Raw genomic sequence first — 24,723 nt, 5'->3', positions numbered from 1 at the left:
TAATATACAAGAGAAAAAAGACAGCAGGGGGATGAAGACGAAAATGAAGGAAGAAAAAAAGGAAGAACAACAGATACGAAAAGAGCAGCCAGGTAGAAGGATAAAGGGGCAGAGAATCCGGGATCGTCTGGCGATCCCGGTTCACGAAACGTTCCGTGTGGCGGCGCTTCTTGCTTTGGTGGGCGGATTCTTAGATGCCTATACATATTTGATGCGAGGAGGGGTATTTGCAAATGCCCAGACGGGAAATATGGTACTGCTTGGTCTGAAAATTGCAGAGGGGAATATAGAGAAGGCGGTCTATTATCTGATCCCGATTGCAGCATTTGCGCTGGGCGTATTTGTGACAGAGGTGATAAAAAAGTATGGAGCTATGCGGGAAATGGGGAGGCTGGAGCACTGGATTATCGCGATTGAGATGATTTTGATTCTGATTGTTGGATTCGTTCCACAAAGTGTACCTGACGCAGCGGTAAACATTACCATTTCATTTGTGTGCTCACTGCAGGTGAACAGTTTCCGAACGATGAAAAGTCTGCCCTATGCAACAACCATGTGCACAGGAAACTTGCGTTCCGGAACGGAAAAATTATTCCGTTTTTTGATTAATAAAGAAGAAAAAGCAGGGATCCAAGCGGCTCACTACTTTGGAATCATAGGGATTTTTATCGTAGGAGCTATTCTTGGAGCCCTGCTTTGTGGAATCTTTGGAGTATATAGTGTCTGGATTTGCTGCCTGTTACTGCTGATCGTCTTTCTGACAATACGAAAGGCATAAAGCAGTATTAAAGGGCAGCATCCTTCTCATATTTGGCTTCAAAGGTTGCCTGTATGGATAACTTTTTGAATTGTTTCATATCTACGGATCCGACCATCACGGAGGTGTGTGCCTGACAGCCCTTCAGCTTTGGCAGCTGATTCAGCGCAAGCTGAGCGGTTTCATTAGTAGCGGCGCTGACAGAGAGGGCAATCAAGACCTCATCGGTGTGAAGGCGCGGGTTCTTGCTTCCCAGATACTGGGTCTTTAATTTCTGAATTGGCTCGATTGCTTCCGGGGAGATGACATGGCATTCGTGCGGGATTTCTGCCAGTTCCTTCAATGCGTTCAGAAGGAGAGCGGCAGATGCGCCCAGCAGATTGCTGGTCTTTCCGGTGACAATCCGACCATCGTGAAGCTGAAGTGCAGCGGCTGGCGCTCCAGTTTCTTTTTCTCTGTTTAATGCGGCGTCTACAACCGGGCGGTCGTGAACGGTAACGCCAACTTGATTCATCAGCATCTCAATCTTATCCACTTCAGCATCCGAACATGCGCCGATTAAGAGTCTGCGAAGAGAATCGTAATAGCGGCGGATAATCTCTTGACAGGATGCTTCTATACATGCATCATTGTCGCAGATGCAGTTGCCGGCCATATTTACCCCCATATCTGTTGGTGACTTGTAGGGACTCTCACCGTAAATGCGCTGGAACATTGCGTTTAATACAGGGAAGATTTCTACGTCGCGGTTATAGTTGACGGTTGTCTTTCCGTAAGCTTCCAAGTGGAACGGATCGATCATGTTGACGTCGTTTAAGTCGGCAGTTGCCGCTTCATAAGCTAAGTTGACCGGGTGCTTCAATGGGATATTCCAGATTGGGAAAGTCTCGAATTTGGCATATCCAGCGCTGATTCCGCGCTTGTGCTCATGGTAGAGCTGGGAAAGGCATACGGCCATTTTTCCGCTTCCCGGACCAGGTGCGGTTATTACAACCAGAGGGCGGGAGGTTTCGATATAGTCATTTTTTCCATAACCGTCTTCGCTGACAATCAGCGGAACATTGGATGGATATCCAGGGATCACATAGTGGCGGTATACCCGGATTCCGAGTTTTTCCAGACGGTTTTTAAACAGTGTTGCGGACTCCTGTCCGCTGTATTTGGTAATTACGACACTGCCTACATACAGGCCGTGTTCGCGGTAAACATCCATCAGGCGGAGGACATCAGAATCATACGTGATGCCAAGGTCGCCGCGGATCTTATTCTTTTCAATATCTTCGGCGCTGATTACAATGATAATCTCAGCTTGGTCTGCCAGTTGCTTAAGCATCCGAAGCTTGCTGTCCGGCTGGAATCCAGGAAGGACACGGGATGCATGATAGTCGTCAAATAGCTTTCCGCCAAATTCCAGGTACAGTTTGTTATCAAACTGATTGATACGCTCCCGGATGTGGGAAGATTGCATTTGAAGATATTTTTCGTTGTCAAATCCTTTTTTCATATGTACTCCTCTTGTTTGAATTAGGTTAATCGTCTTTATGGTAGTATAAACACTATCCTCTCAAGTATACTACAGGATATAGGTTGTTTACAATCTTTTCATAATGTTTTTATTGATTTCCAGAAAAGGGGTTCGTATAATGATAAGGTATCCTCTATATATAAGAAGATATAAGAGGAGGTACAGGAGGAGTAAGATGGACAATCAAAATAATAAGAACAAGCCGAATCCAAATAATAAAAATAATAAGCAGGGCTTTTCATTTGTGATTCTGGTTGCTGTAATTACCAGTATTCTGGTGTTAGCACTGTATCAATTCCAGGGCAGCGGAGCAGAAAAGGAAATCAGTTATGATAAATTCCTGCGTTTGGTAAAGACAGGACATGTAGAAGAAGTTGAAATTGAAAATGATAAAATCCTGATTAAGACAAAAGAAATGAAGGATAAAGATGGAAAGGAACAGCCATCCAGGAAATATTATACCGGTGTAGTGAATGATGAGAAGCTGCCGGAGACTCTGAACAGAGCTGGAGTAAAATACAGCCAGGAGATTCCTGATACAACATCGGCAGTGATCTGGCAGTTAGTTGCCACCTTTCTTCCGATTGCGCTTTTGGTGGGAATGATCGTATGGATGACGAGAAAGATGTCCAAAGGCGGAGGCATGATGGGCGTTGGAAAGAGTAATGCCAAGATGTATGTGGAAAAATCGACAGGCGTAACATTTAAGGACGTAGCAGGTCAGGACGAGGCAAAAGAATCGCTGCAGGAAGTAGTGGATTTCCTGCATAATCCGGGCAAATATACGAGCGTTGGAGCGAAACTTCCAAAAGGTGCGCTTTTGGTGGGGCCTCCGGGAACTGGTAAGACGCTTCTTGCCAAGGCGGTTGCAGGAGAGGCGAAGGTGCCGTTCTTCTCTTTAAGTGGTTCGGCATTCGTAGAGATGTATGTTGGAGTCGGAGCATCCAGAGTGCGTGATCTGTTCAAGCAGGCACAGCAGATGGCTCCATGTATTATCTTTATTGACGAGATCGATGCCATTGGAAAAAGCAGGGACAATCAGATGGGAAGCAATGATGAGAGGGAACAGACCTTGAATCAGCTTCTGGCAGAGATGGATGGATTTGAAAGCAATAAGGGACTGGTTCTTCTGGCAGCGACCAACCGTCCGGAAATTCTGGATCCTGCGCTTTTGCGTCCGGGACGATTTGACCGAAGAATTGTAGTGGAAAAGCCGGATCTGAAGGGAAGAGTTGATGTCTTAAAGGTGCACTCAAAAGACGTGCGTATGGATGAGACGGTTGATCTGGAGGCGATCGCACTGGCAACTTCCGGAGCGGTAGGATCTGATCTTGCCAATATGATCAATGAAGCTGCTATTAATGCGGTAAAACACGGAAGAAAGGCAGTTTCACAGGCCGATCTTTTTGAAGCCGTGGAAGTGGTTCTGGTTGGAAAAGAGAAGAAGGACCGTATTATGAGTCAGGAGGAGAGAAGAATCGTCTCCTACCATGAAGTGGGACATGCGCTGGTAAGCGCTCTTCAGAAGGATGCAGAGCCGGTACAGAAGATTACGATTGTTCCAAGAACCATGGGGGCTCTTGGTTATGTAATGCAGACACCGGAGGAAGAAAAGTTCCTGAATACCAAGAAGGAGCTGCAGGCAATGCTGGTTGGTATGCTGGCAGGACGTGCGGCAGAAGAAGTTGTATTTGATACGGTGACGACCGGGGCGGCCAATGACATTGAGAAGGCGACCAGTGTTGCCCGTGCAATGATTACACAGTACGGTATGAGTGAGAAGTTTGGCTTGATTGGCCTGGAATCAATTCAGAACCGATACCTGGACGGAAGACCGGTCAGCAACTGTGGACAGGAGACTGCTTCAGAGATCGATCAGGAAGTTATGGTAATGCTAAAAGCCGCATATGAAGAAGCAAAACGGATGTTGAGGGAACACCGGACATCATTGGATAAAATTGCGGCATTTCTGATTGAGAAAGAAACCATTACCGGAAAGGAATTTATGGAAATCTTCCATGAGGTGGAAGGAATTACACCAGATACGGAAGCAAAGCAGGAAGAGCGGATTGCGATGAATCCAGTAGAGCCAGAAGAGCTGGAGGGATAATAAGAAAGAGAGACACAAGGAGAGAAGATCGGAATGATTGGAAATCCAGTTGTCTCTCTTTTTATTGTTTTGTATCTGGACTTTCTTCTTTTCATTTTTTCTAAGTATGTGGTAAAATAATCGAACAAGATGCGACAGGGGAAAACCAGTCTGCTGTGAACATAAGAAGGAGAGCGTATGTTTGATATACAGGAGGAATTAAAAAAACTTCCGGGAAAACCGGGAGTCTATCTGATGCATGGTGAGAAGGATGAAATTATTTACGTTGGGAAAGCCATCAGTCTGAAGAACCGGGTAAGGCAGTACTTTCAGAGCAGCCGAAATAAAGGGGTTAAGATTGAACAGATGGTGACACATATCACGCGGTTTGAGTATATTGTGACGGACTCAGAACTGGAAGCTCTGGTATTGGAATGTAATCTGATTAAAGAACACCGGCCCAAATACAATACGATGTTGATGGATGACAAATCCTATCCATTTATCAAGGTGACGGTGGATGAACCTTATCCACGGGTATTGATGGCAAGGAAAATGGTGAAGGATAAAGCAAAGTACTTCGGGCCTTATACCAGTGCAGGAGCAGTGAAGGATACCATCGATCTGATTCACAAGTTGTATCATATTAGAACCTGCAGCCGCAGGCTTCCACGGGATATTGGGAAAGAGAGGCCTTGCCTGAATTATCATATTCACCAGTGTGAGGCTCCGTGTCAGGGATATGTTTCAGAGGAAGCATATCGAGAATCTGTCCGGGAAGTGCTTAGTTTCCTGGGGGGGAATTATGATGGAATCCTGAAAAGTTTAGAGGAGAAGATGCAGGCGGCATCCGAGGCGTTAGAATTTGAGAAAGCAATTGAATATCGGGAGTTGTTGTCCAGTGTTCAAAAGATTGCACAGAAGCAGAAGATTACCGATACGGCAGGAGAAGACAGGGATATACTGGCGGTTGCAACAGAAGAGGAAGATGCTGTGGTACAGGTATTCTTTATCCGCGGGGGAAGACTGATCGGACGAGATCATTTTTATTTAAAAATAGCAAAGGGAGATCTTCCGGGAGAGATTCTTTCCAGCTTTATTAAACAGTTCTATGCGGGTACCCCGTACATTCCTTCCGAACTGATGCTGCCGGAGAAGGTAGAAGATCAGGAAGTGCTGGAAGCCTGGCTCTCAGAACGCAGAGGTCATAAGGTTCACTTTCGGATTCCCCAAAAAGGAAGCAAGGAAAAATTGGTAGAATTGGCGGCGAAGAATGCGGCACTTGTGCTTAGTACAGACAAAGAGCGCCTGAAACGAGAAGAAGGTAGAACCGTTGGTGCAGTAAAAGAACTGGAGAAGCTTTTGGGGCTTTCGGGACTGGTACGGATGGAAGCGTTTGATATTTCCAACACCAGCGGATTTGCATCAGTCGGTTCTATGGTGGTCTACGAGAAAGGAAAGCCGAAACGCAACGATTACCGGAAATTTAAGATTAAAAGTGTGCAGGGACCGGATGACTATGCAAGTATGAATGAAGTCCTGACCAGGAGGTTTGAACATGGCCTTAGGGAAAGGGAGGAAGGAAAAGAGAAGGATGGATTTACCGCCTTCCCGGATTTGATCCTGATGGACGGAGGAAAAGGACAGGTTAACATTGCACTGTCAGTGCTGGAAAGGCTTCGTCTTCCGATTCCGGTCTGCGGAATGGTAAAGGATGATAATCATCGTACAAGGGGGCTATATTTCCAAAATCAGGAAATTCCCATCCGAAGGGATTCCGAAGCGTTTAAGCTGATTACCAGGATTCAGGATGAGGCGCACAGATTTGCGATTACTTTCCATAGGAGTTTAAGAAGTCAGGGACAGGTTCATTCGATATTGGACGATATTCCGGGTGTCGGTCCGGCCAGGCGAAAAGACCTGATGCGCCACTTTGAAAACCTGGATCAGATTCGCAGTGCGACGGTAGAAGAGCTGAAAAAGCTGTCATCCATGAATGAAAAATCAGCGAGGGATGTCTATAACTTTTTTCACTGATGTGGTATAATAATTGCATTATATGCAATCCACGGCTTGAAAAGTAAATACCTTTGCGGGTGCTTCCTTTTCTGCGCTCGTGGTATAATGAAAAACAGTGATCAGAAACAGGGAAAAAGCGGCTTAGAGGAGAGGACATGATATGGCAAATGATGTAAAATTAAAAGAAATGGTAGAGAGAATGAACTTGAAGAACCTTACGCCGGACGTGGATATGGCAAAGAAACGAATTGAGGTACCGGATGTCAATCGTCCGGCTTTGCAGCTGTCGGGTTATTTTGAGCATTTTGACTGCGAACGGGTTCAGATTATTGGATATGTAGAGTATACCTTTTTAGAGAAGATGGCAGACGATAAGAAAGAGGAGATTTACAGTACGCTTTTGTCTTATCAGATCCCATGTATTATTTTCTGCCGGAATCTTCCGCCGGAGGAGTTGTTCTTAAAGATGGCGGAAAAAGCAGGAGTTCCGGTGTTTATTACAGAGAAAAAGACGTCAGAATTTACATCTGAATTAATCCGCTGGTTGAATGTCCAGCTTGCACCGTGCATTTCCATTCACGGTGTGTTGGTAGATGTATATGGTGTCGGCGTGCTGATCATGGGAGAGAGTGGCATCGGAAAGAGCGAGGCTGCGTTGGAGCTGATCAAAAGAGGTCACCGTCTTGTCAGCGACGATGTGGTGGAAATCCGCAAAGTCAGCGATGAGACACTGGTGGGAACAGCGCCGGATATTACTCGTCACTTCATTGAACTTCGAGGCATTGGAATTGTGGATGTAAAGACTCTGTTCGGTGTGCAGAGTGTGCGGGAAACGCAGAATATTGATCTGGTAATCACACTGGAAGACTGGAACAAAGAGAAAGAATATGACCGGTTGGGACTGGAAGAAGAGTATACGGAATTTTTGGGAAATAAGGTGGTATGCCATCAGCTCCCGATTCGTCCGGGACGAAATCTTGCAATTATTGTAGAGACGGCTGCGATCAATCACAGACAGAAGAAGATGGGATATAATGCGGCACAGGAATTATACAAACGTGTACAGCAGAATCTGGCAAGAAAATAAAAGGAGAAGAAAAAGATGAAATATTGTTTTGGTGTTGATATTGGAGGAACAACGGTAAAGATGGGGCTGTTTACAACAGAAGGGGATCTGTTGGATAAATGGGAAATAAAAACCCGTACCGAAAATGGCGGCGAGGCAATTCTGCCTGACATTGCCAGATCTTTGCAGGAGAAGATGGAAGAAAAGAAGATCAAGGAGCTGCAGATGTCCGGAATCGGAGTGGGGGTGCCGGCACCGGTAGGAAGTGACGGAATTGTAAAAAACACAGCAAATCTTGGCTGGGGATATAAAGAAGTGAAAAAAGAACTGGAAGAACTGACCGGCCAAAGGGTGAAGGTTGGCAATGATGCCAATGTAGCTGCGCTTGGTGAGATGTGGCTGGGAGCTGGAAAGGGTCAGAAGAATATGGTGATGGTAACGCTGGGAACCGGTGTTGGCGGCGGTGTTATCATTAATGGCAAACCAGTCGTAGGAGCACATGGTGCAGGAGGCGAGATCGGTCATATCTGTGTAAATGAGAAGGAGACGATTTCCTGCGGCTGTGGGAAAAAGGGCTGTCTGGAGCAGTATGCATCAGCTACGGGTATCGTAAGATTTGCCAAGGAACGTCTTGCAAAAGATGAATCGCCGTCTTTTTTAAGAGAAGGTGAAGTAAGCGCCAAAGCGGTTTTTGATGCGTTGAAAGAAGGAGACGTTGTTGCAGAAGAGATCGTGAAAGAATTCGGACAGTACTTAGGTCACGCGATGGCTAATGTGGCCGTGATTGTAGATCCGTCTGTGATTGTAATTGGCGGCGGCGTATCAAAAGCGGGAGAGATTCTTCTGAAATATGTAGAAAAAGCTTTTAAAGAAAGAGAATTTTTCGCCAATGAAGGAACGAAATTCGTATTAGCTACGCTGGGAAATGATGCGGGAATCTGTGGGGCTGCAAAGCTGATTTTATAAAAAGCAGAAAGGTTCTCATCATAAAAAATACTTTCAAAATTGGAAGGACTATAGTATAATATAGAATAATATAGTTCAATTCAGGCTGAATCAGGCTGAAATTCCCGTTAATGATGATAATATAATATGAAAGGTCACAAAAATATGATGAGAGAAAAGTATGAATCCCTTCCTTTGGCAACCTTAAAAGAGTTGGGGAAGGCAAGAGGTTTGAAAGGAATATCCACCATGAAAAAGGCGGAGTTGGTTGAACTTATGCTTGCAGAAGACGAGAAGGAAAAGCAGTCGGCAAGGGACAAGGTAAAAGAATTATCGGCCAATACCGGTGACAAAGAACTTCACGATATTGATAAATTGGACAGCGGAATTGTAGTAGAAGGAATTCTGGAGGTTCTGCCGGATGGATATGGATTTATCCGAAGCGCGAACTATCTTCCGGGAGATAATGATGTCTATGTATCACCGTCGCAGATTCGCAAATTCAATCTGAAGACTGGAGATATTCTGAAAGGAAATACCAGAATCAAGACACAGCAGGAGAAGTTCAGCGCATTGTTATACCTGACAAAGATCAACGATGAAGATCCGATGAAAGTGATGCATCGGAAGAACTTTGAAGATATGACACCAATTTTCCCGGATGAGAGACTTCGGATGGAATGCGGCAGGACAAGTACCGCTATGCGGATTGTAGATCTGCTGTCTCCGATAGGAAAGGGACAGAGAGGTATGATCGTATCTCCGCCGAAGGCAGGTAAGACGACGCTGTTAAAACAGATTGCACTGTCGGTAAGAAAGAACAATCCGGAGATTCACCTGTTGATTCTGCTGATTGATGAGCGACCGGAAGAGGTGACAGATATAAAAGAGACCATTGAAGGAGAGAATGTAGAAGTAATCTATTCTACCTTTGATGAATTGCCGGAACATCATAAAAGAGTATCGGAGATGGTGATTGAGCGTGCAAAACGCCTAGTGGAACATAAGAAAGATGTAATGATTCTGCTCGATAGCATTACCAGACTGGCAAGAGCTTATAACCTGACCGTTCCGCCGTCAGGAAGAACGCTCTCCGGTGGTCTTGATCCGGCAGCGCTTCATATGCCGAAGCGATTCTTTGGTGCAGCGAGAAATATGCGCGGAGGCGGAAGCCTGACCATCCTTGCATCTGCGTTGGTAGATACCGGAAGCAAGATGGATGATGTGATTTATGAGGAGTTTAAGGGAACCGGTAATATGGAGCTTGTACTGGATCGGAAGCTGTCAGAGAAACGGGTATTTCCGGCTATTGATATTCCGAAGTCAGGAACAAGAAGAGAAGATCTTCTGCTTACAAAAGATGAGCAGGAGGCCGTGGATCATATGCGGCGTGCACTCAATGGAATGCGTTCGGAAGAAGCGGTGGACAACATTCTGAATATGTTCAGCAGAACCAAGAACAATACAGAACTGATTCAGTTAGTAAAAAAGACAAAATGCATCTAGACAAGGTACGTTTTTTGTGTTACAATAACAAAGCTGTTTAGAAAACGAAAAATTTATTGCGCTCCATGCGTGCGACTAAATAAAGAAGAGGTGAAAATCATGAAAGAAGGAATACATCCAAATTACTATCAGGCAACTGTAACATGCAACTGTGGGAACACATTCGTAACAGGTTCTACAAACGAGGATATCCACGTGGAAATCTGTTCTAAGTGTCATCCATTCTACACAGGACAGCAGAAAGCAGCTCAGGCTCGTGGTCGTGTTGATAAGTTCAATAAGAAATACGGAATGGGTAAATAAGTTTTGCAAGTACCGGGGGTTGAGGTTGTATAATCTCAACCCTCTTTGTATTCACAAGGAGTAGGATATGAAATCATCAAATATAGGCGGTCAGGCGGTACTGGAAGGAATTATGATGAAGCATGGAAATGAATATTCCGTGGCAGTCAGAAAACCGGACGGAGAGATCTGTGTAACGAAGAATACTTATCGAAGTATTACCGGGAAACTGGAGGGGCTTACCAAAATTCCTTTTGTCCGGGGAATGTTTAATTTTGTGGATTCGATGGTGCTCGGAATTAAGACGCTGACGTACTCTGCCAGTTTCTATGATGAGGAAGAAGAGGAAAAGGAACTGACAGAAGAAGAGACGGCAAAAAAGGAAAAGAAGGAAAAATGGATGATGGGAGGTGCTGTGGCATTTTCCATTGTGGCTGCTGTGGCGATTTTTATGGTTTTGCCTTACATTTTGTCATCCCTGCTGAAGCCACTGATCCCATCTTATCAGACAAGAACAGTGATAGAAGGGTTTGTTCGGATTACAATTTTTATTTTGTATGTATTGTTGATTTCCAGAATGGAAGATATTCAGCGGACATTTATGTATCACGGAGCCGAGCATAAATGTATCAATTGTATTGAGCATGGCCTCCCGCTTACGGTAGAAAATGTCCGGATCAGTTCCAGACAGCACAAGCGCTGCGGAACGAGCTTCCTGTTTTTCGTATTGGCGATCAGTATCCTTTTGTTGATGATCGTTCAGGTGGAATCCCCTCTTATGAGGGTTGTTGTAAGGATTGCGCTTCTCCCGGTGATTGCGGGAATTTCTTATGAAGTTCTGAAGCTGGCAGGCAGAAGTGATAATGCAGTGATTAATTTTTTTAGCAAACCAGGTCTTGCGATCCAGAAGATAACGACCAAAGAACCGGATGATAGTATGATTGAGGTTGCGATTCAGGCAGTAGAAGCAGTATTTGATTGGAGAACTTATGAGGCAGAAAATTTTCACGTTGGAGAAGAGCTATAGAGAAGGTACCAGGAAGCTTCAGGAAGCAGGAGTTCCAGACGCGAAGCTGGATGCATGGTACCTGTTGGAACATGTGACTGGTGTAAGCAGAGCTTATTATCTGGGACATCCGGATCAGGAAATGGATGAAGATCAGGAAGAAAAGTATCAGGAGTTGATTGCCCGCAGGCAGCAGAGAATTCCGCTTCAACATTTGACTGGGGAACAGTACTTTATGGGATATCCCTTTTTCGTCAACGAGCATGTGCTGATCCCAAGGCAGGATACGGAAATTCTAGTAGAAGAAGCATCCAAATATCTGAAGCCGGGGATGAGACTTCTCGATGTATGTACCGGATCTGGCTGCATCCTTTTAAGCCTTCTAAAGTTGTTCCCGGAAGTGGCGGGGACAGGGTGTGATATTTCGGATCAGGCGTTAAAAGTGGCAAAGGAGAATGCAAAGCGCTTGGATGTACCGGGGGTATGCCTTGTACACAGTGATTTGTTTTCCGAGATTACGGGGAATTATGATATGATTGTTTCCAATCCCCCGTATATTCCAACGGAGGAAATTGAGAAGCTGCAGGCGGAAGTGCGTCTTTTCGATCCTATGATTGCGCTGGATGGAAAGGCGGACGGTCTTTACTTTTATCGAAAAATAATCAAGGAAAGTACCAGATATTTAAGGCTGGGAGGAAGACTGCTGTTCGAGATCGGACATGATCAGGGCAAAGCAGTGGCAGGACTTATGGAAGAGGCCGGATATAGCCAGATAATGGTAAAAAAGGATCTGGCAGGACTTGACCGAGTGGTCATGGGCATGTACAATAAAGAATAGTGCTTGAAAGAGTATATGATTGAGGAGGAAATAAGATGTTTGACAAATTAGAGGATCTGCTCGTTCGACTGGAAGAAATCTTAAGTGAGCTGCAGGAACCGGACGTTGCAAATGACCAGAACCGGTTTCGCAAACTGATGAAAGAGCAGAATGAACTGACCCCTATTGTAGAAGCATATAAAGAATACAAAGAATGTAAGCAGGCAATCGAGGACAGCCTTCAGATGCTGGACGAAGAGTCAGATGAAGAGATGCGGGAGCTTGCAAAGGAAGAATTGAATACATCCAAAGCAAGAGTAGAAGAATTAGAACATGAACTGAAGATTCTGCTTCTTCCAAAGGATCCGAACGATGATAAGAACGTCGTGGTTGAGATCCGTGCCGGAGCCGGCGGGGATGAGGCGGCTTTGTTTGCAGCAGAAATATACAGAATGTATCTGCACTACGCAGAAAGCAGACGCTGGAAGGTAGAGTTGGTAGAGTGTGAAGAGATCGGAATCGGCGGAATGAAAAACGTGACGTTTATGATCAATGGTCAGGGGGCATACTCTGTAATGAAATATGAGTCTGGTGTTCATCGTGTGCAGCGTGTGCCTGAGACAGAATCTGGAGGACGAATTCATACGTCTACGATTACGGTTGCAGTAATGCCGGAAGCAGAGGATGTGGATGTTCAGATTGATGAAAAAGACATTCGTATCGATGTCATGCGTGCGTCCGGTAACGGAGGACAGTGCGTCAATACAACAGATTCTGCAGTGCGTCTGACACACTATCCGACGGGCATTGTCATTTACAGCCAGACAGAGAAGTCACAGCTTCAGAATAAAGAAAAAGCATTTGCGCTTTTGCGGGCAAAACTGTATGACCTAGAGTGTCAGAAGCGCCATGATGCAGAAGCAGAGGCCAGAAAGAGTCAGATCGGTACAGGAGACCGTTCTGAAAAAATCCGTACCTACAATTTCCCGCAGGGACGTGTAACGGATCACCGGATTGGACTGACCTTATACAAATTAGATAAGATTATGAATGGCGATATTCAGGAGATCATTGACGCTTGTATCGCTGCCGACCAGGCAGCCAAGCTGGCAAATATGAACGAATAGCACGAACGCGCCAGTGTAAACAGTGTCAGGACGAGGCAAATTCATTTGCAATCGTCCTGACACTGTTTACACTGGCATGTGAGTCAAACGAACATCACATCAGATGGCTCTTTTGAGCCATCTGATGTGATGGCGTTCGTGCTATAGCTTTCGAGCCATCTGATGTGATGGCGTTCGTGCTATAGTTTCAGAGTCATCTGATGTGATGGCGTTCGTGAAAAATGGGGAGAACAACGATGAATTTTAGAAAAAGAATGATGGCCGCCATGCTGGTTGTTATGATGCAGTGTTCCTTGTGCGTAGCATCTGCAGTGGCGGACGAAGGAAGTAAGGGAAAACAGGAAGAAGGAAAAGAAGTGCAGATTCTGTTTACACATGATATGCATTCCCATTTGGATGCATATAAGGCAAAAAAAGAGGAACAGACTGTTCGAATCGGTGGATTTGCAAAATTAAAAACCATGCTTGATAAGAAGCGTGCAGAGCATCCGGCTACTTTTCTGGTGGATGGAGGGGATTTCGCTATGGGAACACTCTACCAGACCATCTATGAGACGGAAGCCCCGGAATTAACCATGATGGGGAGACTGGGGTACGATGCCGTAACCTTGGGAAATCATGAATTTGATTACCGCAGTGAAGGTGTGGCAAATATGCTGCATTCAGCAGTAGAAAATGCATCGGAAGATGAGAAGCTTCATCTTCCAGCGCTGGTCAGTGCAAATATTGATTGGGAAAAAAACAATTCAGAAGATAACAAGAAAGTTAAAGCTGCATTGGATGAGTACGGAAGCACACCTTATACTGTAATTGAGCGGGATGGAATTCGAGTGGGTGTCTATGGAATTCTGGGTCAGGATGCAGAAGAATGTGCGCCGGAAAGCGGTTTAGAATTTGAAGATATTGTAGAGATATCAAAGGAGATGACAGAGAAGCTAAGGAAAGAAAAGGCAGATCTGATCGTTTGTTTATCTCACAGTGGAACCAGTGAAAAGAAAGAAAAATCAGAAGATGAGATTCTTGCCAAAGAGGTTCCTGAGATTGACGTGATTATCAGCGGACATACCCATACAAAGCTTGATGAGGTGATACGTCATGGAGATACTTATATTGTATCAGCAGGGTCTTACTGCGAGAACTTAGGAGAGCTTCAACTGACGCAGAAAGAAGATGGCAGATGGGAGCTTGAGAAGTACCACTTGAATCCATTAGATGAAAAAGTGGAAGAAGATACGGAAGTAACTGCTCAGCTTGAGAAGTATAAGCAGGAGGTGAATGAAGAGTATCTGAAACAGTTTGGGTATACCTTTGATCAGGTGCTGGCAGAAAATCCGGTGTCCTTTACGCAGATGGATGAATTTGCACTGGAACATGAAGAAGATCCGCTGGGAAGTCTGATTGCAGATTCGTATGTTTATGCAGTGCAGCAGGCAGAGGGAGAGGATTACGAGAAGGTGGATGTTACCGTATCGCCTTCCGGTGTGATCAGAGATACCTTCCAGAAAGGGGAGGTGACGGTGGCAGATGCATTCAACGTCAGTTCTCTGGGAATCGGAGCAGACCGGATCCCAGGATATCCTCTGGTAAGCGTATATCTGACAGGAGAAGAACTGAAGACGGCCGCTGAGATTGACGTGTCCATCTCGCCGATTATGACGACGGCTCAGCTGTATCCAAGTGGACTGCGCTGGACTTATAATCCGAATCGGATGCTGTTAAACCGCGTAACGGATGTAGAATTGGTGACGAATGTACCATATACGGAAGAAAAGAAAACGGAAGAGGTCAAAGATGATCAGCTATACCGTGTAGTGGCAGGCCTTTACTCTGCACAGATGCTGGGGGCAGTAGAGGATAGTTCCATGGGACTTCTTAAGATTACGCCAAAGGATAAAAATGGAGAAGTGATTACTGATTTTGAGGATCACATTATCCATGATCAGAATGGGGCAGAAGTCAAGGAATGGTATGCACTGGCGTCTTACCTGGAATCCTTCCAGCCAAATGAAGAAGGAATTTCAGAAGTTCCTTCTTATTATGAGAAAGCAGAAGGAAGAAAAGAAATGGATGACAGCCGCAATATTATAGATCTTTTGAAGCATCCAAATAAATTTGCATGGATCCTTTATGGAGTGATCCTGGCGCTGATTCTCCTGGTTGTGGGAATTGTGCGCCTGGTGATGAGAAGAAGAAAACGAAAACACGGAAATCAAAAATCAAAGAAGGGATAATATGGAAAAAATACAGTTTAAACGCGCAGAATTAGAAGATAAAGAAATGATATCAGAATATCTGAATCATCATACCAGTCGAAGCTGTGAGCGGACGTTCGTTAATGTTTATCTCTGGTCCAGACAGTACCCGGTGAAATGGGCAGTGATCGAAGACGTTCTGGTTTTTAAAAGCGAGAATGAAGAGCATCTTTCATTTGCTTATCCGGCAGGAGAACCGGATAAGGTTAAAAAAGTTCTGGAAATACTGATGGAATACAGCAAAGAGCATGGGTGTCCATTTTCTATGTACAATGTAACGCCGGATCAGTTTGCGCAGTTGGAAGAATGGTATCCGGGGCGCTTCCAGATTGAATATAACAGAGATCTGGCAGATTACGTCTATGAAGCCGAGAAGCTTGCTACGTTGTCTGGGAAAAAGCTTCATGGAAAGCGAAATCATATCAACAAGTTCAAGGCTAATTATGAGGGGCGTTGGGTTTATGAAAGCATGACAAAGGATAATCTGGAAGACTGTTTCCAAATGGCGCTTCGCTGGAGAAATGAGAATGGATGTGAAGAGGATCCGGAAAAACGTGGTGAAATCTGTGTAACCTTAAATGCTCTGCGCTTATTTGAAGAGCTGGAGCTAAAAGGCGGAGTTCTTAGAGTAGACGGAGAAGTCGTGGCCTTTACGCTGGGAGAACCGGTCTGCTCTGATACCTTTGTAGTTCATATTGAGAAGGCATATGCAGATATTCAGGGGGCCTACCCAATGATCAATCAGCAGTTCGTGGAACATGAGTGCCAGAATTACCAGTACGTGAACCGGGAGGAGGATACCGGGGCAGAAGGACTTCGGAAGGCAAAGCTTTCCTATCGTCCGGTATTCTTAGTGGAAAAAGGCGCTGTTACAGAGCGTAAGTAGAACATAAAGAAGCATTTTGATAATCGATACAGAGAAAAAGAAGGAGGAAATACGCATATGATAGCAAAGAAAATGAAACATATGGTAGCAAATAGTTCTGCAATCCGAGCGATGTTTGAAGAAGGAAACCGTCTTGCGGGAATTTACGGGGCAGAAAATGTTTTTGATTTCAGCCTGGGGAATCCGAATGTACCGGCGCCGGAGGCAGTAAAAAAAGCAATCTTTGAATTACTGGAGGGAAGCGATCCGGTTGTGCTTCATGGATATACCAATAGTAACAGTGGATATGCAGATGTCAGAGAAGCCGTTGTAACGTCCTTAAATGATCGTTTTGGGACATCATTTGAAGGGAAGAATATTGTAATGACGGTAGGTGCGGCAGGCGGCTTAAATGTGATTTTAAAGAGTCTGATCAATCCGGGTGATGAAGTCATTGTATTTGCTCCTTATTTCGGCGAATACCGCTCTTACACCAGCAACTACGATGGTGTGCTGGTGGAGATTTCACCGGATACAGATACTTTCCAGCCGAAGCTTAATGAATTTGAGCAGAAGATTACGCCAAAGACCAAGGCGGTGATCGTAAATACACCAAATAATCCAACAGGCGTAGTGTATTCAGAAGAGACCATTCAGAAGATGGCGGCAATTATGGAAGCAAAGCAGAAGGAATATGGAACAGAAATCTATCTGATTTCTGATGAGCCGTATCGGGAGCTGGTATATGATGGTGTGGAAGTTCCGTATCTGACTAAGTATTATGCGAACACAGTCGTAGGATATTCTTACAGTAAATCATTGTCCCTTCCGGGAGAACGAATCGGCTATCTGGTAATTCCAGATGAGGTGGCAGACAGTGAAGACCTTCGGTCGGCGGCAAATGTGGCAACTAGGATCTTAGGCTTTGTCAATGCGCCAACGCTGCAGCAGAAGGTGGTTGCAAAATGTCTGAATGAAAAGACAGATATTTCTTATTATGACCGTAACAGAGAGACTCTTTACGCTGGACTTCGGGACTGCGGATTTGAATGTATCAAACCAGAAGGTGCATTCTACCTGTTTGTAAAATCCCCGGTAGAAGATGAAAAGGCATTCTGTGAGGCAGGCAAAAAGTACAATATTTTGATGGTACCAGGAAGCTCTTTTGCGTGTCCGGGATATGTAAGACTTGCATACTGTGTATCCTATGAGACGATTGTCAATGCCCTTCCAAAGTTTAAGGAATTGGCGAAAGAGTATTTCTAACATACATAGAAGAGGATGGATTATGAAAGCATTTGAAAAAAATATTCGGAAAGTAGAACCTTATGTGCCAGGGGAGCAGCCGCAGCGCAAAGTAATGAAGCTGAATACGAATGAGAATCCCTATCCTCCGGCGCCTAATGTTGCCAAAGTACTGCGTGGGATGGATACTGACGCATTCCGCAGATATCCGGATCCTGCTTGTTCAGGACTGGTCAAAGAATTGGCAGAGTTTTATGGTGTGGCGGAGGATCAGGTATTTGTAGGGGTTGGTTCGGATGATGTTCTGGCTATGTGCTTTCTGACATTTTTTAATTCAGAAAAGCCGATTTTGTTCCCGGACATTACCTATTCCTTTTATAAGGTGTGGGCGGATTTGTATCGGATTCCTTATAGTTGTCCTGAACTTGATGAAAATTTCCGACTGGTGAAGGAAGACTATTTTCAGGAAAATGGCGGTATTATTTTCCCGAATCCTAATGCGCCGACGGCCATTTATGAAAGCTTGGACACGGTGGAGGAGATTATCCGCCGTAATCAGGATGTCATTGTTATTGTGGATGAGGCATATGTGGATTTCGCAGGGCGTTCTGCGCTGGAATTGATTGACAGATATGATAATTTGATTGTAGTTCAGACCTTCTCCAAAGCGCGTTCTATGGCAGGAATGCGGATTGGATATGCGATTAGTAATCCTTTGTTGATCCGGTATCTGAATGATGCTAAGTATTCTTTTAATTCCTACACGATGAATCAGACGTCTTTGATCTGCGGTGTGGAGGCGTTGAAAGACCGGGCATATTTTGAGGAATGCATTCGCAAATTAATAGAAACCCGGACATGGACGGCAGGGGAATTAAGAAAGCTGGGATTTCAGATGACCGATTCTGGCGCGAATTTCCTATTTATCACCCACCAGGAATACGATGCCCAGGAGTTGTTTGAGGCGTTGAAAGCACATGACATCTATGTGCGGCATTGGAATAGTAAGAGGATTGAACAATACCTACGAGTTACGATTGGAACGAGAGAAGAGATGGAAGCGTTCGTTGCATTTTTGAAAGATTATATGAAGAAATAAAGGAGAGATTTATGTTAAAGAAGTTTTTGCAGGGAATTGTCATTGGCGTGGCAAATATTATTCCCGGAGTCAGCGGCGGCACGATGATGGTTGCCATGGGAATCTATGATAAGCTGATTCATTCCATTACCCATTTAAGGAAAGAATTTAAGGAAAGCCTTCGTTTCCTGATTCCGATTTTTGTCGGTGTTGGGGCAGCGCTGGTGATAGTGGCAAGGATTTTGGAATTCTGTTTTGAAATGTTTCCGATTCAGACCAATCTCTTGTTCTGCGGGCTGATCGTTGGAAGTCTTCCGTTCATATGCACACATGTGAAGGGAAAGAAAGTAAAGCCGGGAATGATTGTTGCGTTCCTCGTATTTTTTGCCATCGTTGTTGCAATGGCACTTATGGGAGAGACAGAAGGCGTAGCAGCGGACGTAAGTTTCAGCCTGATCAATGTCATTAAATTGTTCGGGGTTGGCGTGATTGCGGCAGCAACTATGGTGGTTCCGGGTGTCAGCGGTTCTATGATGCTGATGATTCTTGGATATTACAATACGATTTTAGAGTGTATCAATGATACGGTGGATGCTCTTACAGCGTTTGATATGGGAAGAATTATGGACAATATGCTAGTGTTGATTCCTTTTGGAATTGGCGTGGTAATTGGAATCTTCCTGATCGCCAAGATTATTGAGTTTATCTTTGAACGTGCAGAAACTCATGCATATTGGGCGATTGTCGGACTGATTGTAGCATCACCGATTGCGATCCTTTGGAAGACAGACTGGTCCGGATTTTCCATCGTGGCAATTCTGACAGGAGCGGTTACATTTGCAATTGGATGGATTGTGGCAGGAAAGCTTGGAAAAGAGTAGGTTAAAGATCTAGAAACCTAGAATAAACTGGTTTGATAGGCCATTTCCTGATGAGTGAATTTAATGCTCAGACGGAAATGGCCTTCTTTTTTTGTAAATGTTTGGAGATAGAGTACGACAATTATTAAACGAGTCCTTCCTCGTACAAACCGCGGCAGAGATGCCCTTTTTTTGCACCTCGTCCATACCGTCTAGCGGCGTAAATATATGCTTCCAGATTTTCGCGTGGAGTTCCAATAGGTACCTGACATCCAATGGCTAGGCTAAAGCCCATGGGATTATCACTGCCTTTTTTTAGACAGTCAATTACGGAGGCAATTACGTCGTCGATGGTTCCGTTTTTCAGTACAGAGACCGGAGGAACATTACCGGAAATTTTCATGTAATTTCCAACAGTTTCTTTCAGCTCAGAGAGGTCTTCGCAGTTATCTACACTGAAGGATGGAAAACCAAGGTCGATTAGATCGGGCCAAAGTCTTTTGGAACGACCGCAGATATGAATTCCTGGGATGGAACCGGTAATTTCCTTGATCCCCTGCAGTAGTTTATGGGTGGCAGGCTTAGAAAATTTCTGATAGAGTTTGGGGCTTAACAGATTCGTGCTTGTTGCAGGATCTGCGAGAGAAACCGCAATGGAATCAAATTGTTCTTTATTATAGCGAATCCATTTTAAGGTACAGTCTACAGAAAAATCTAACAGTCGCTTTGCATTTTCGGGATCTTTTACCAAGTCGCGCATAAAATCGTTAGCATCACGAATAGAGATTGCTGTTGTCATAGGACCGGCGCCTCCGGTAATGACCATGCCTTTTCCGCCTTGGCGGTTTAGTATTTCTTTGGCCGTTCTGATTTTTTTCTGCAGAAATGGATTGGTTTCTGGATCGAATACGAGCTGATCTAACTGGGAATAATCTTTTAAAATAAAGTCTGTCAGGTGATCAAAGTCGTTATCTGGATAGACAGCCTTTGATCCTAAAGCTTCGCCGACACCGCGTAAGTTTAGCGAAGTGGAAGCAAACATTCCGCTTCCGCAGAAGTCTTCTTTTGCACGGTTTGCCACATCAAATTGAAGATCCAGAGATTCTCGATATTCTTTTTGGGTATAGCCATAGACGCTGGCATAGCTGTCGTTTCCGGCGAGGGAAAAAGGAATACGGTCAACTTCCATGCCCGCAGCGTAAAGTTTCATCCGTTCCATGTTATTCATGGTGTCTGGATATTTTTCCATTTCTTTTTTCAGTTCTTCGTAAGTCATAGTTTCTCCTTATAGATCGTAGATATTAATAAAATAAGTATATAGCGGGAAAGATAGGAAAGTCTAATTGCTTTTTTGAATAATCGAAAGGATATATAGATAGAACGAATAAATGGAAACGTATTGATTTTTAGGATTTTCTATTGATTTTGTGGAGAATTAGGAATAAAATCGGTTGTAAAAGTGAGACAAAGAAAGGTGATGATTATGCATCAGCAGGAGGTGGAATATTTTGCGTTTTTGCTTTTTTGTGGAAAAAAGGACCGGGAACTTCTGATGGGGCAGCGCAGGATGACGTTTGGGGAGTTCGAGCGACTGGTTTATCTCACGGAGTTTTTGGGATTTGATGCGTATAGTTTCAAACTGTGGAACCAATATGCGCAGGAGTTTGAAAGAGAATTGCAAGAAGTTCAAAGTAGGGAGATGGATGGAGAGGAAAACGGCGTTTTGGTTTCGGAGTTTTTCAGGGAAAGGGAAGAAGATCGACAACAAAAATGGATAGAAGAGTTTTTCGGAAATGTACCAGACAAAAGAGGAAGGCAGCAGTTAGGGGAAATATTGGAAGAACTGCATCCGGGGATTGCCTTATAAAAATACACCCTTCCAGGCAGAAAATTATCTGTTTGGATAGGGTGTATTTTTATTGCTCAGTAAAAACTAATGATATTCGTCAGGCGCCTGGCTGTGGTTCCGGCTGAGGCTCCGGCTCCGGTTCTGGTTGAGGCTCTGTCGGAGGTGTTGGATTTGGATCTGTCGGTGGTGTAGTAGCATCACCGGTGTTCGGATCCGTAAGTGTTGTATCCTCATCGTCTGTATCGCTGTCGGTATCTTCATCCGTCTCTGTCGGATGGTTGTAACTGTAACCAGCGTGACCTGTGCAGGCTTTGTTTGTTGGAGAATCTGTTGCAAATAGTTCTGTTTTTGTCGGACATTTAGAGGTGGCCAGCATACCGGTAAGTGCACATACAGATTCTTGTTTGATCGTAGAAGGAATGGTGAAATCCTTCGGTTCCAGTCCGGCATGGATACGGCTCATAATACTTTGCCATAATCGGAAACGGAAGTTGGTATCGTAACCACATTCCTTGTTATCATCATATCCGCCCCAGACAGCACAGGTATAATATGGTGTGTAACCACAGAACCAGAGGTCAATATTGCTCGTTGTAGTACCTGTTTTTCCGGCAACGGGCATATTTGGAATTCTGCAGGCTGTACCGGTACCGGAGTTTACAACGTCCTCCATTGCGCTTGTCAGTAAATAAGCGGTACTTGCTTTGAGAGCCTGACGGGATTCTCCTGTGCCTTCCAAAAGAACATTTCCGTCGTGATCCAGGATCTTGGTATATAAAGTTGGTGTATTGTAGACTCCGCCGTTTGCAATTGCTGCAAAGGCTGCACACATTTCATAGTTATAGACACCATCTGTCAGACCACCAAGTGCAAGCGTCTGGGTCAGGTCGCTGAAGATCTGTCCATTGATGTTTTTCTCTTTTACCAAAGTGCTAATTCCCAGATTTTCGCAGTATTCCATTCCCACTTCCTGCGTAATCTCATCACTGAGTTTTACGGCGCAGGTGTTGATGGACCAGGTGATTGCTTCGCGGATAGTTCGGTTTCCCGTAAACCGTCCATTCGCGTTACGAAGCTGCTGGCCATTTTTCAAGGTGTAAGGCTCGTCCTTTATAATGGTTGCAAGTCCTTTTCCACAAGAATCAAGAGCAGGAGCATAGGATGCTAAAATCTTGAAACAGGATCCGGGCTGCCTTGGTGAACCTTTGTAAGCTCGGTTCAGACCAAGACTTGTAGACTTAACGCCTCGTCCGCCGACCATGGCTTTGATCTGGCCGGTAGCCTGATCAATAACAGTTACAGAGGCCTGTGGCTGCGGAGTAACGTTGATAACTTCATCGTAGGTATCTCCCTCCTGGGCGATGGTGCTTTTCCATTCTTCCACCATGGCACGCGCTTCTTCTTCGCTGGAGTAGAGAAGACCCTGTTCTTTTCCGTAAGCATTTTTTACATATTGTTTAATATGACCGGAGCTGTAGTTTTCTACTGTTCCATCAGCTCGACGAACGGTAATGGCACAGTCTAAGCCATATTCTTTTAATCCTGGGTAGTTTGCATCATTGTTCATTTCTTCGTCGCAGATCTGCTGCATGGAAAGATTCTGCGTAGAAATAATACTTAAACCGCCGCTGTAAACTGCATTGTATGCCTGGGTTTCTGTGTATCCAAGCTGTGTCTCAAGATCCGTAATTACCTGGTCGGATAATGCATCAACAAAATAACTATATGGAGAGTTATCTGTGGTTGCACTGTTGACAGTCTGAATTCTGGCATAGACATCATCGGCAATAGCCTCGTCATAGGCAGCCTGATCAATATATTTTTGATCCAGCATATTCCGCAGCACCTTTTCACGCCGTTTTTTGTTGGATTCCGGATTGGTAATCGGATTGTATTCGGTCGGATTCTGCGTAATTCCGGCAATGACTGCGCATTCTGAAAGGGTCAGCTCGCTGACATCTTTACCAAAGTAACGTTTTGCGGCAGCCTGACAGCCTAAGGAATTCTGTCCAAGGTTGATGGTATTCAGATAGCTTTCCAGGATTTCATCCTTGCTCATCTGTTTTTCGATTTCAAGTGCGATAAACTGTTCCTGAAGTTTTCGCTCCAGCCGATCGTAAAATGTCTTTTCTTTCGTAAAGTTCGGGAAGACATTATTCTTGATCAGCTGCTGGGTTAATGTACTGGCACCTTCGGAGAAATTACCGGAAGTAATGCCGACAATTGCAGCACGGGCGATACCTTGTAGATCAATACCGTTGTGTTTGTAAAAACGTTCGTCCTCAATGGCTACAAATGCGTGCTGCAGATCCTTTGGGATTTGGTCGATTGGTTTGTATACACGATTGGAACCAGAAGCAACGAAACGTTCAATTTCTGTGGCTCCGTCGTCTGCATAGACAAAGGTTGTAAATTCTTTTGGTTTTACATCTTCCGGGGAAACCTCGGGAGTGTTGTCCAGGATCTTTTTTGCAAAGACGCCGGCACCAACCATTCCAACAACACCAAGTACAAGGACGCAAAGTATCAGCGCTTTGAAGAGTCGGACACCGACACGTTTTCCCTGCATGGATTTTTTGGATGTTATTTTTTTCTGCTTCTGAGAAGCTTTTTTCTTACCATAATTCATGAGTTCTGGCCTCCTTCATACTAGGTTATTATAACAAAGAAACATTGTTTAATAAAGAAGAAAATGAAAACTTCATATTTCAGTATGAAATTCTTAAGAAATAGATTATAATGATCATAAAAAGCAGAGAAAAGGTGAAAGGACGATCGTATGTCAGAGGAATATAAGGCAGTATATGAAGGCGGAGAGGGAGAACTGATAGAAAAAAAGTCCCGTTTTATTGCAACGGTGATTCCAGCGGAGAGTGAAGAGGAAGCGTTGGCCTTTATTGAGGCGATGAAGAAGAAATATTGGAACGCAACCCATAACTGTTCCGCTTATGTGATTGGCGAGAAGGGACAATTGAAGCGCTGCAGTGATGATGGGGAACCAAGCGGAACGGCAGGCCGCCCGATGCTGGAAGTATTGGAAGGCGAAGGAATTCGTAATGTGGCAGTGGTGGTAACCCGGTATTTTGGAGGGACTCTTCTGGGCACTGGCGGATTGGTGCGTGCATATTCAGCGTCTGTTAAGGCAGGACTTGCTTCTTCTGTGATTATAACCAAAATTCCAGGGGTTAAACTGAAGATAGAAACGGATTATACCGGACTTGGAAAGATTCAATATCTGTTGGGTGAAATGGGAATCCGAACGTTGGACTCCCAATATACAGATCATGTAGAACTGGACGTATTGGTTCCGGAGACGATGCTTGAGCGTATGAAGGCAGAGCTGATCGAAGGGACAAATGGGCAGGCGAAGCTGGAAGAAGGGGCAAATTGTTGGTTTGCAGACGTAAATGGAGAGATGGTAATTTTATAGAATGG

The 24,723-nt window shown here is 44.6% G+C and carries 20 protein-coding genes; 17 read left to right on the top strand and 3 right to left on the bottom strand.

Going from position 1 to position 24,723, the window contains the following annotated elements; all coding sequences use genetic code 11:
* The first annotated feature begins 43 nt into the window (after positions 1 to 43).
* Positions 44 to 778 carry a YoaK family protein gene (locus C0979_RS08455; RefSeq protein WP_101695546.1) on the top strand — a complete coding sequence of 245 codons (735 nt, stop codon included), beginning with the start codon at positions 44 to 46 and terminating at the stop codon, positions 776 to 778.
* Positions 779 to 785: 7 nt separating this feature from the next.
* Here C0979_RS08455 and C0979_RS08450 read toward each other — a convergent pair whose 3' ends face one another.
* Complete coding sequence (locus C0979_RS08450) at positions 786 to 2,261, bottom strand: DUF1846 domain-containing protein (protein WP_101695545.1); 1,476 nt, start codon at positions 2,259 to 2,261, stop codon at positions 786 to 788.
* Between the two features lie 196 nt (positions 2,262 to 2,457).
* Between C0979_RS08450 and ftsH the strand changes: the two genes are divergently transcribed.
* From ftsH to C0979_RS08380, 14 genes are all read left to right on the top strand, one after another.
* A complete protein-coding gene (ftsH, locus tag C0979_RS08445; RefSeq protein WP_101695544.1) occupies positions 2,458 to 4,392 on the top strand; it encodes an ATP-dependent zinc metalloprotease FtsH in 1,935 nt (644 codons plus the stop codon).
* A 177-nt stretch (positions 4,393 to 4,569) separates the two neighbouring features.
* Positions 4,570 to 6,408, top strand: coding sequence for an excinuclease ABC subunit UvrC (uvrC, locus tag C0979_RS08440; protein ID WP_101695543.1), 1,839 nt, complete (start codon positions 4,570 to 4,572; stop codon positions 6,406 to 6,408).
* Positions 6,409 to 6,550: 142 nt separating this feature from the next.
* Entirely contained in the window at positions 6,551 to 7,477 is a 927-nt protein-coding gene (hprK, locus tag C0979_RS08435) for an HPr(Ser) kinase/phosphatase (protein WP_101695542.1), read from the top strand.
* A 15-nt stretch (positions 7,478 to 7,492) separates the two neighbouring features.
* Positions 7,493 to 8,422 (top strand): ROK family glucokinase, encoded by a 930-nt coding sequence (locus tag C0979_RS08430; protein ID WP_101695541.1) that lies wholly within the window; start codon positions 7,493 to 7,495, stop codon positions 8,420 to 8,422.
* Between the two features lie 147 nt (positions 8,423 to 8,569).
* Positions 8,570 to 9,907, top strand: coding sequence for a transcription termination factor Rho (gene rho, locus C0979_RS08425; RefSeq protein ID WP_173814509.1), 1,338 nt, complete (start codon positions 8,570 to 8,572; stop codon positions 9,905 to 9,907).
* A 99-nt stretch (positions 9,908 to 10,006) separates the two neighbouring features.
* Positions 10,007 to 10,210 carry a 50S ribosomal protein L31 gene (gene rpmE / locus C0979_RS08420; protein WP_101695540.1) on the top strand — a complete coding sequence of 68 codons (204 nt, stop codon included), beginning with the start codon at positions 10,007 to 10,009 and terminating at the stop codon, positions 10,208 to 10,210.
* A gap of 67 nt (positions 10,211 to 10,277) precedes the next feature.
* On the top strand, positions 10,278 to 11,216 hold the full coding sequence (locus tag C0979_RS08415) for a DUF1385 domain-containing protein (RefSeq protein ID WP_101695539.1): 939 nt from the start codon (positions 10,278 to 10,280) through the stop codon (positions 11,214 to 11,216).
* The gene (gene prmC / locus C0979_RS08410; protein ID WP_101695538.1) at positions 11,179 to 12,033 is read left to right on the top strand and encodes a peptide chain release factor N(5)-glutamine methyltransferase; all 855 of its coding nucleotides are present in this window, start codon (positions 11,179 to 11,181) and stop codon (positions 12,031 to 12,033) included. The genes C0979_RS08415 and prmC overlap by 38 nt, the downstream gene beginning before the upstream one ends.
* 35 nt (positions 12,034 to 12,068) lie before the next feature.
* A complete protein-coding gene (prfA, locus tag C0979_RS08405) occupies positions 12,069 to 13,139 on the top strand; it encodes a peptide chain release factor 1 (RefSeq protein ID WP_101695537.1) in 1,071 nt (356 codons plus the stop codon).
* 236 nt (positions 13,140 to 13,375) lie between these two features.
* Positions 13,376 to 15,370 carry a bifunctional metallophosphatase/5'-nucleotidase gene (locus C0979_RS08400; RefSeq protein ID WP_101695536.1) on the top strand — a complete coding sequence of 665 codons (1,995 nt, stop codon included), beginning with the start codon at positions 13,376 to 13,378 and terminating at the stop codon, positions 15,368 to 15,370.
* Position 15,371: 1 nt separating this feature from the next.
* Complete coding sequence (locus tag C0979_RS08395) at positions 15,372 to 16,277, top strand: DUF2156 domain-containing protein (protein ID WP_101695535.1); 906 nt, start codon at positions 15,372 to 15,374, stop codon at positions 16,275 to 16,277.
* 57 nt (positions 16,278 to 16,334) lie between these two features.
* The gene (locus C0979_RS08390; protein ID WP_101695534.1) at positions 16,335 to 17,522 is read left to right on the top strand and encodes a pyridoxal phosphate-dependent aminotransferase; all 1,188 of its coding nucleotides are present in this window, start codon (positions 16,335 to 16,337) and stop codon (positions 17,520 to 17,522) included.
* Positions 17,523 to 17,544: 22 nt separating this feature from the next.
* Positions 17,545 to 18,600 carry a histidinol-phosphate transaminase gene (gene hisC / locus C0979_RS08385; RefSeq protein ID WP_101695533.1) on the top strand — a complete coding sequence of 352 codons (1,056 nt, stop codon included), beginning with the start codon at positions 17,545 to 17,547 and terminating at the stop codon, positions 18,598 to 18,600.
* 11 nt (positions 18,601 to 18,611) lie between these two features.
* Positions 18,612 to 19,460: a DUF368 domain-containing protein gene (locus C0979_RS08380; protein ID WP_101695532.1), complete on the top strand. Its 849-nt coding sequence runs from the start codon at positions 18,612 to 18,614 to the stop codon at positions 19,458 to 19,460.
* 124 nt (positions 19,461 to 19,584) lie between these two features.
* Here the strand turns inward: C0979_RS08380 and C0979_RS08375 are convergent, their stop codons facing one another.
* On the bottom strand, positions 19,585 to 20,715 hold the full coding sequence (locus C0979_RS08375; protein ID WP_101695531.1) for a uroporphyrinogen decarboxylase family protein: 1,131 nt from the start codon (positions 20,713 to 20,715) through the stop codon (positions 19,585 to 19,587).
* Positions 20,716 to 20,922: 207 nt separating this feature from the next.
* Here C0979_RS08375 and C0979_RS08365 point away from each other — a divergent pair, with 207 nt between their 5' ends.
* On the top strand, positions 20,923 to 21,306 hold the full coding sequence (locus C0979_RS08365) for a hypothetical protein (protein WP_101695530.1): 384 nt from the start codon (positions 20,923 to 20,925) through the stop codon (positions 21,304 to 21,306).
* 79 nt (positions 21,307 to 21,385) lie between these two features.
* Here C0979_RS08365 and C0979_RS08360 read toward each other — a convergent pair whose 3' ends face one another.
* The gene (locus C0979_RS08360) at positions 21,386 to 23,917 is read right to left on the bottom strand and encodes a transglycosylase domain-containing protein (RefSeq protein WP_101695529.1); all 2,532 of its coding nucleotides are present in this window, start codon (positions 23,915 to 23,917) and stop codon (positions 21,386 to 21,388) included.
* Positions 23,918 to 24,067: 150 nt separating this feature from the next.
* Between C0979_RS08360 and C0979_RS08355 the strand changes: the two genes are divergently transcribed.
* Positions 24,068 to 24,718: a YigZ family protein gene (locus C0979_RS08355; RefSeq protein ID WP_101695528.1), complete on the top strand. Its 651-nt coding sequence runs from the start codon at positions 24,068 to 24,070 to the stop codon at positions 24,716 to 24,718.
* The last annotated feature ends 5 nt before the right edge of the window (positions 24,719 to 24,723 follow it).

It is taken from the genome of Dorea phocaeensis, from assembly GCF_900240315.1.
Classification (GTDB): Bacteria; Bacillota; Clostridia; order Lachnospirales; family Lachnospiraceae; genus Dorea_B; species Dorea_B phocaeensis.
Note: the sequence above shows the minus strand (reverse complement) of the source record. Positions and strands in the feature narration are given on the sequence as shown.

Coding starts and splice junctions, on each gene's coding strand:
- C0979_RS08450 (WP_101695545.1), bottom strand. CDS start 2,261: ATGAAAAAAGGATTTGACAACGAAAAATATCTTCAAATGCAATCTTCC.
- prfA (WP_101695537.1), top strand. CDS start 12,069: ATGTTTGACAAATTAGAGGATCTGCTCGTTCGACTGGAAGAAATCTTA.
- rho (WP_173814509.1), top strand. CDS start 8,570: ATGAGAGAAAAGTATGAATCCCTTCCTTTGGCAACCTTAAAAGAGTTG.
- prmC (WP_101695538.1), top strand. CDS start 11,179: ATGAGGCAGAAAATTTTCACGTTGGAGAAGAGCTATAGAGAAGGTACC.
- hisC (WP_101695533.1), top strand. CDS start 17,545: ATGAAAGCATTTGAAAAAAATATTCGGAAAGTAGAACCTTATGTGCCA.
- C0979_RS08365 (WP_101695530.1), top strand. CDS start 20,923: ATGCATCAGCAGGAGGTGGAATATTTTGCGTTTTTGCTTTTTTGTGGA.
- uvrC (WP_101695543.1), top strand. CDS start 4,570: ATGTTTGATATACAGGAGGAATTAAAAAAACTTCCGGGAAAACCGGGA.
- C0979_RS08355 (WP_101695528.1), top strand. CDS start 24,068: ATGTCAGAGGAATATAAGGCAGTATATGAAGGCGGAGAGGGAGAACTG.
- C0979_RS08380 (WP_101695532.1), top strand. CDS start 18,612: ATGTTAAAGAAGTTTTTGCAGGGAATTGTCATTGGCGTGGCAAATATT.
- C0979_RS08400 (WP_101695536.1), top strand. CDS start 13,376: ATGAATTTTAGAAAAAGAATGATGGCCGCCATGCTGGTTGTTATGATG.
- rpmE (WP_101695540.1), top strand. CDS start 10,007: ATGAAAGAAGGAATACATCCAAATTACTATCAGGCAACTGTAACATGC.
- ftsH (WP_101695544.1), top strand. CDS start 2,458: ATGGACAATCAAAATAATAAGAACAAGCCGAATCCAAATAATAAAAAT.
- C0979_RS08430 (WP_101695541.1), top strand. CDS start 7,493: ATGAAATATTGTTTTGGTGTTGATATTGGAGGAACAACGGTAAAGATG.
- C0979_RS08360 (WP_101695529.1), bottom strand. CDS start 23,917: ATGAATTATGGTAAGAAAAAAGCTTCTCAGAAGCAGAAAAAAATAACA.
- C0979_RS08455 (WP_101695546.1), top strand. CDS start 44: ATGAAGGAAGAAAAAAAGGAAGAACAACAGATACGAAAAGAGCAGCCA.
- hprK (WP_101695542.1), top strand. CDS start 6,551: ATGGCAAATGATGTAAAATTAAAAGAAATGGTAGAGAGAATGAACTTG.
- C0979_RS08415 (WP_101695539.1), top strand. CDS start 10,278: ATGAAATCATCAAATATAGGCGGTCAGGCGGTACTGGAAGGAATTATG.
- C0979_RS08375 (WP_101695531.1), bottom strand. CDS start 20,715: ATGACTTACGAAGAACTGAAAAAAGAAATGGAAAAATATCCAGACACC.
- C0979_RS08390 (WP_101695534.1), top strand. CDS start 16,335: ATGATAGCAAAGAAAATGAAACATATGGTAGCAAATAGTTCTGCAATC.
- C0979_RS08395 (WP_101695535.1), top strand. CDS start 15,372: ATGGAAAAAATACAGTTTAAACGCGCAGAATTAGAAGATAAAGAAATG.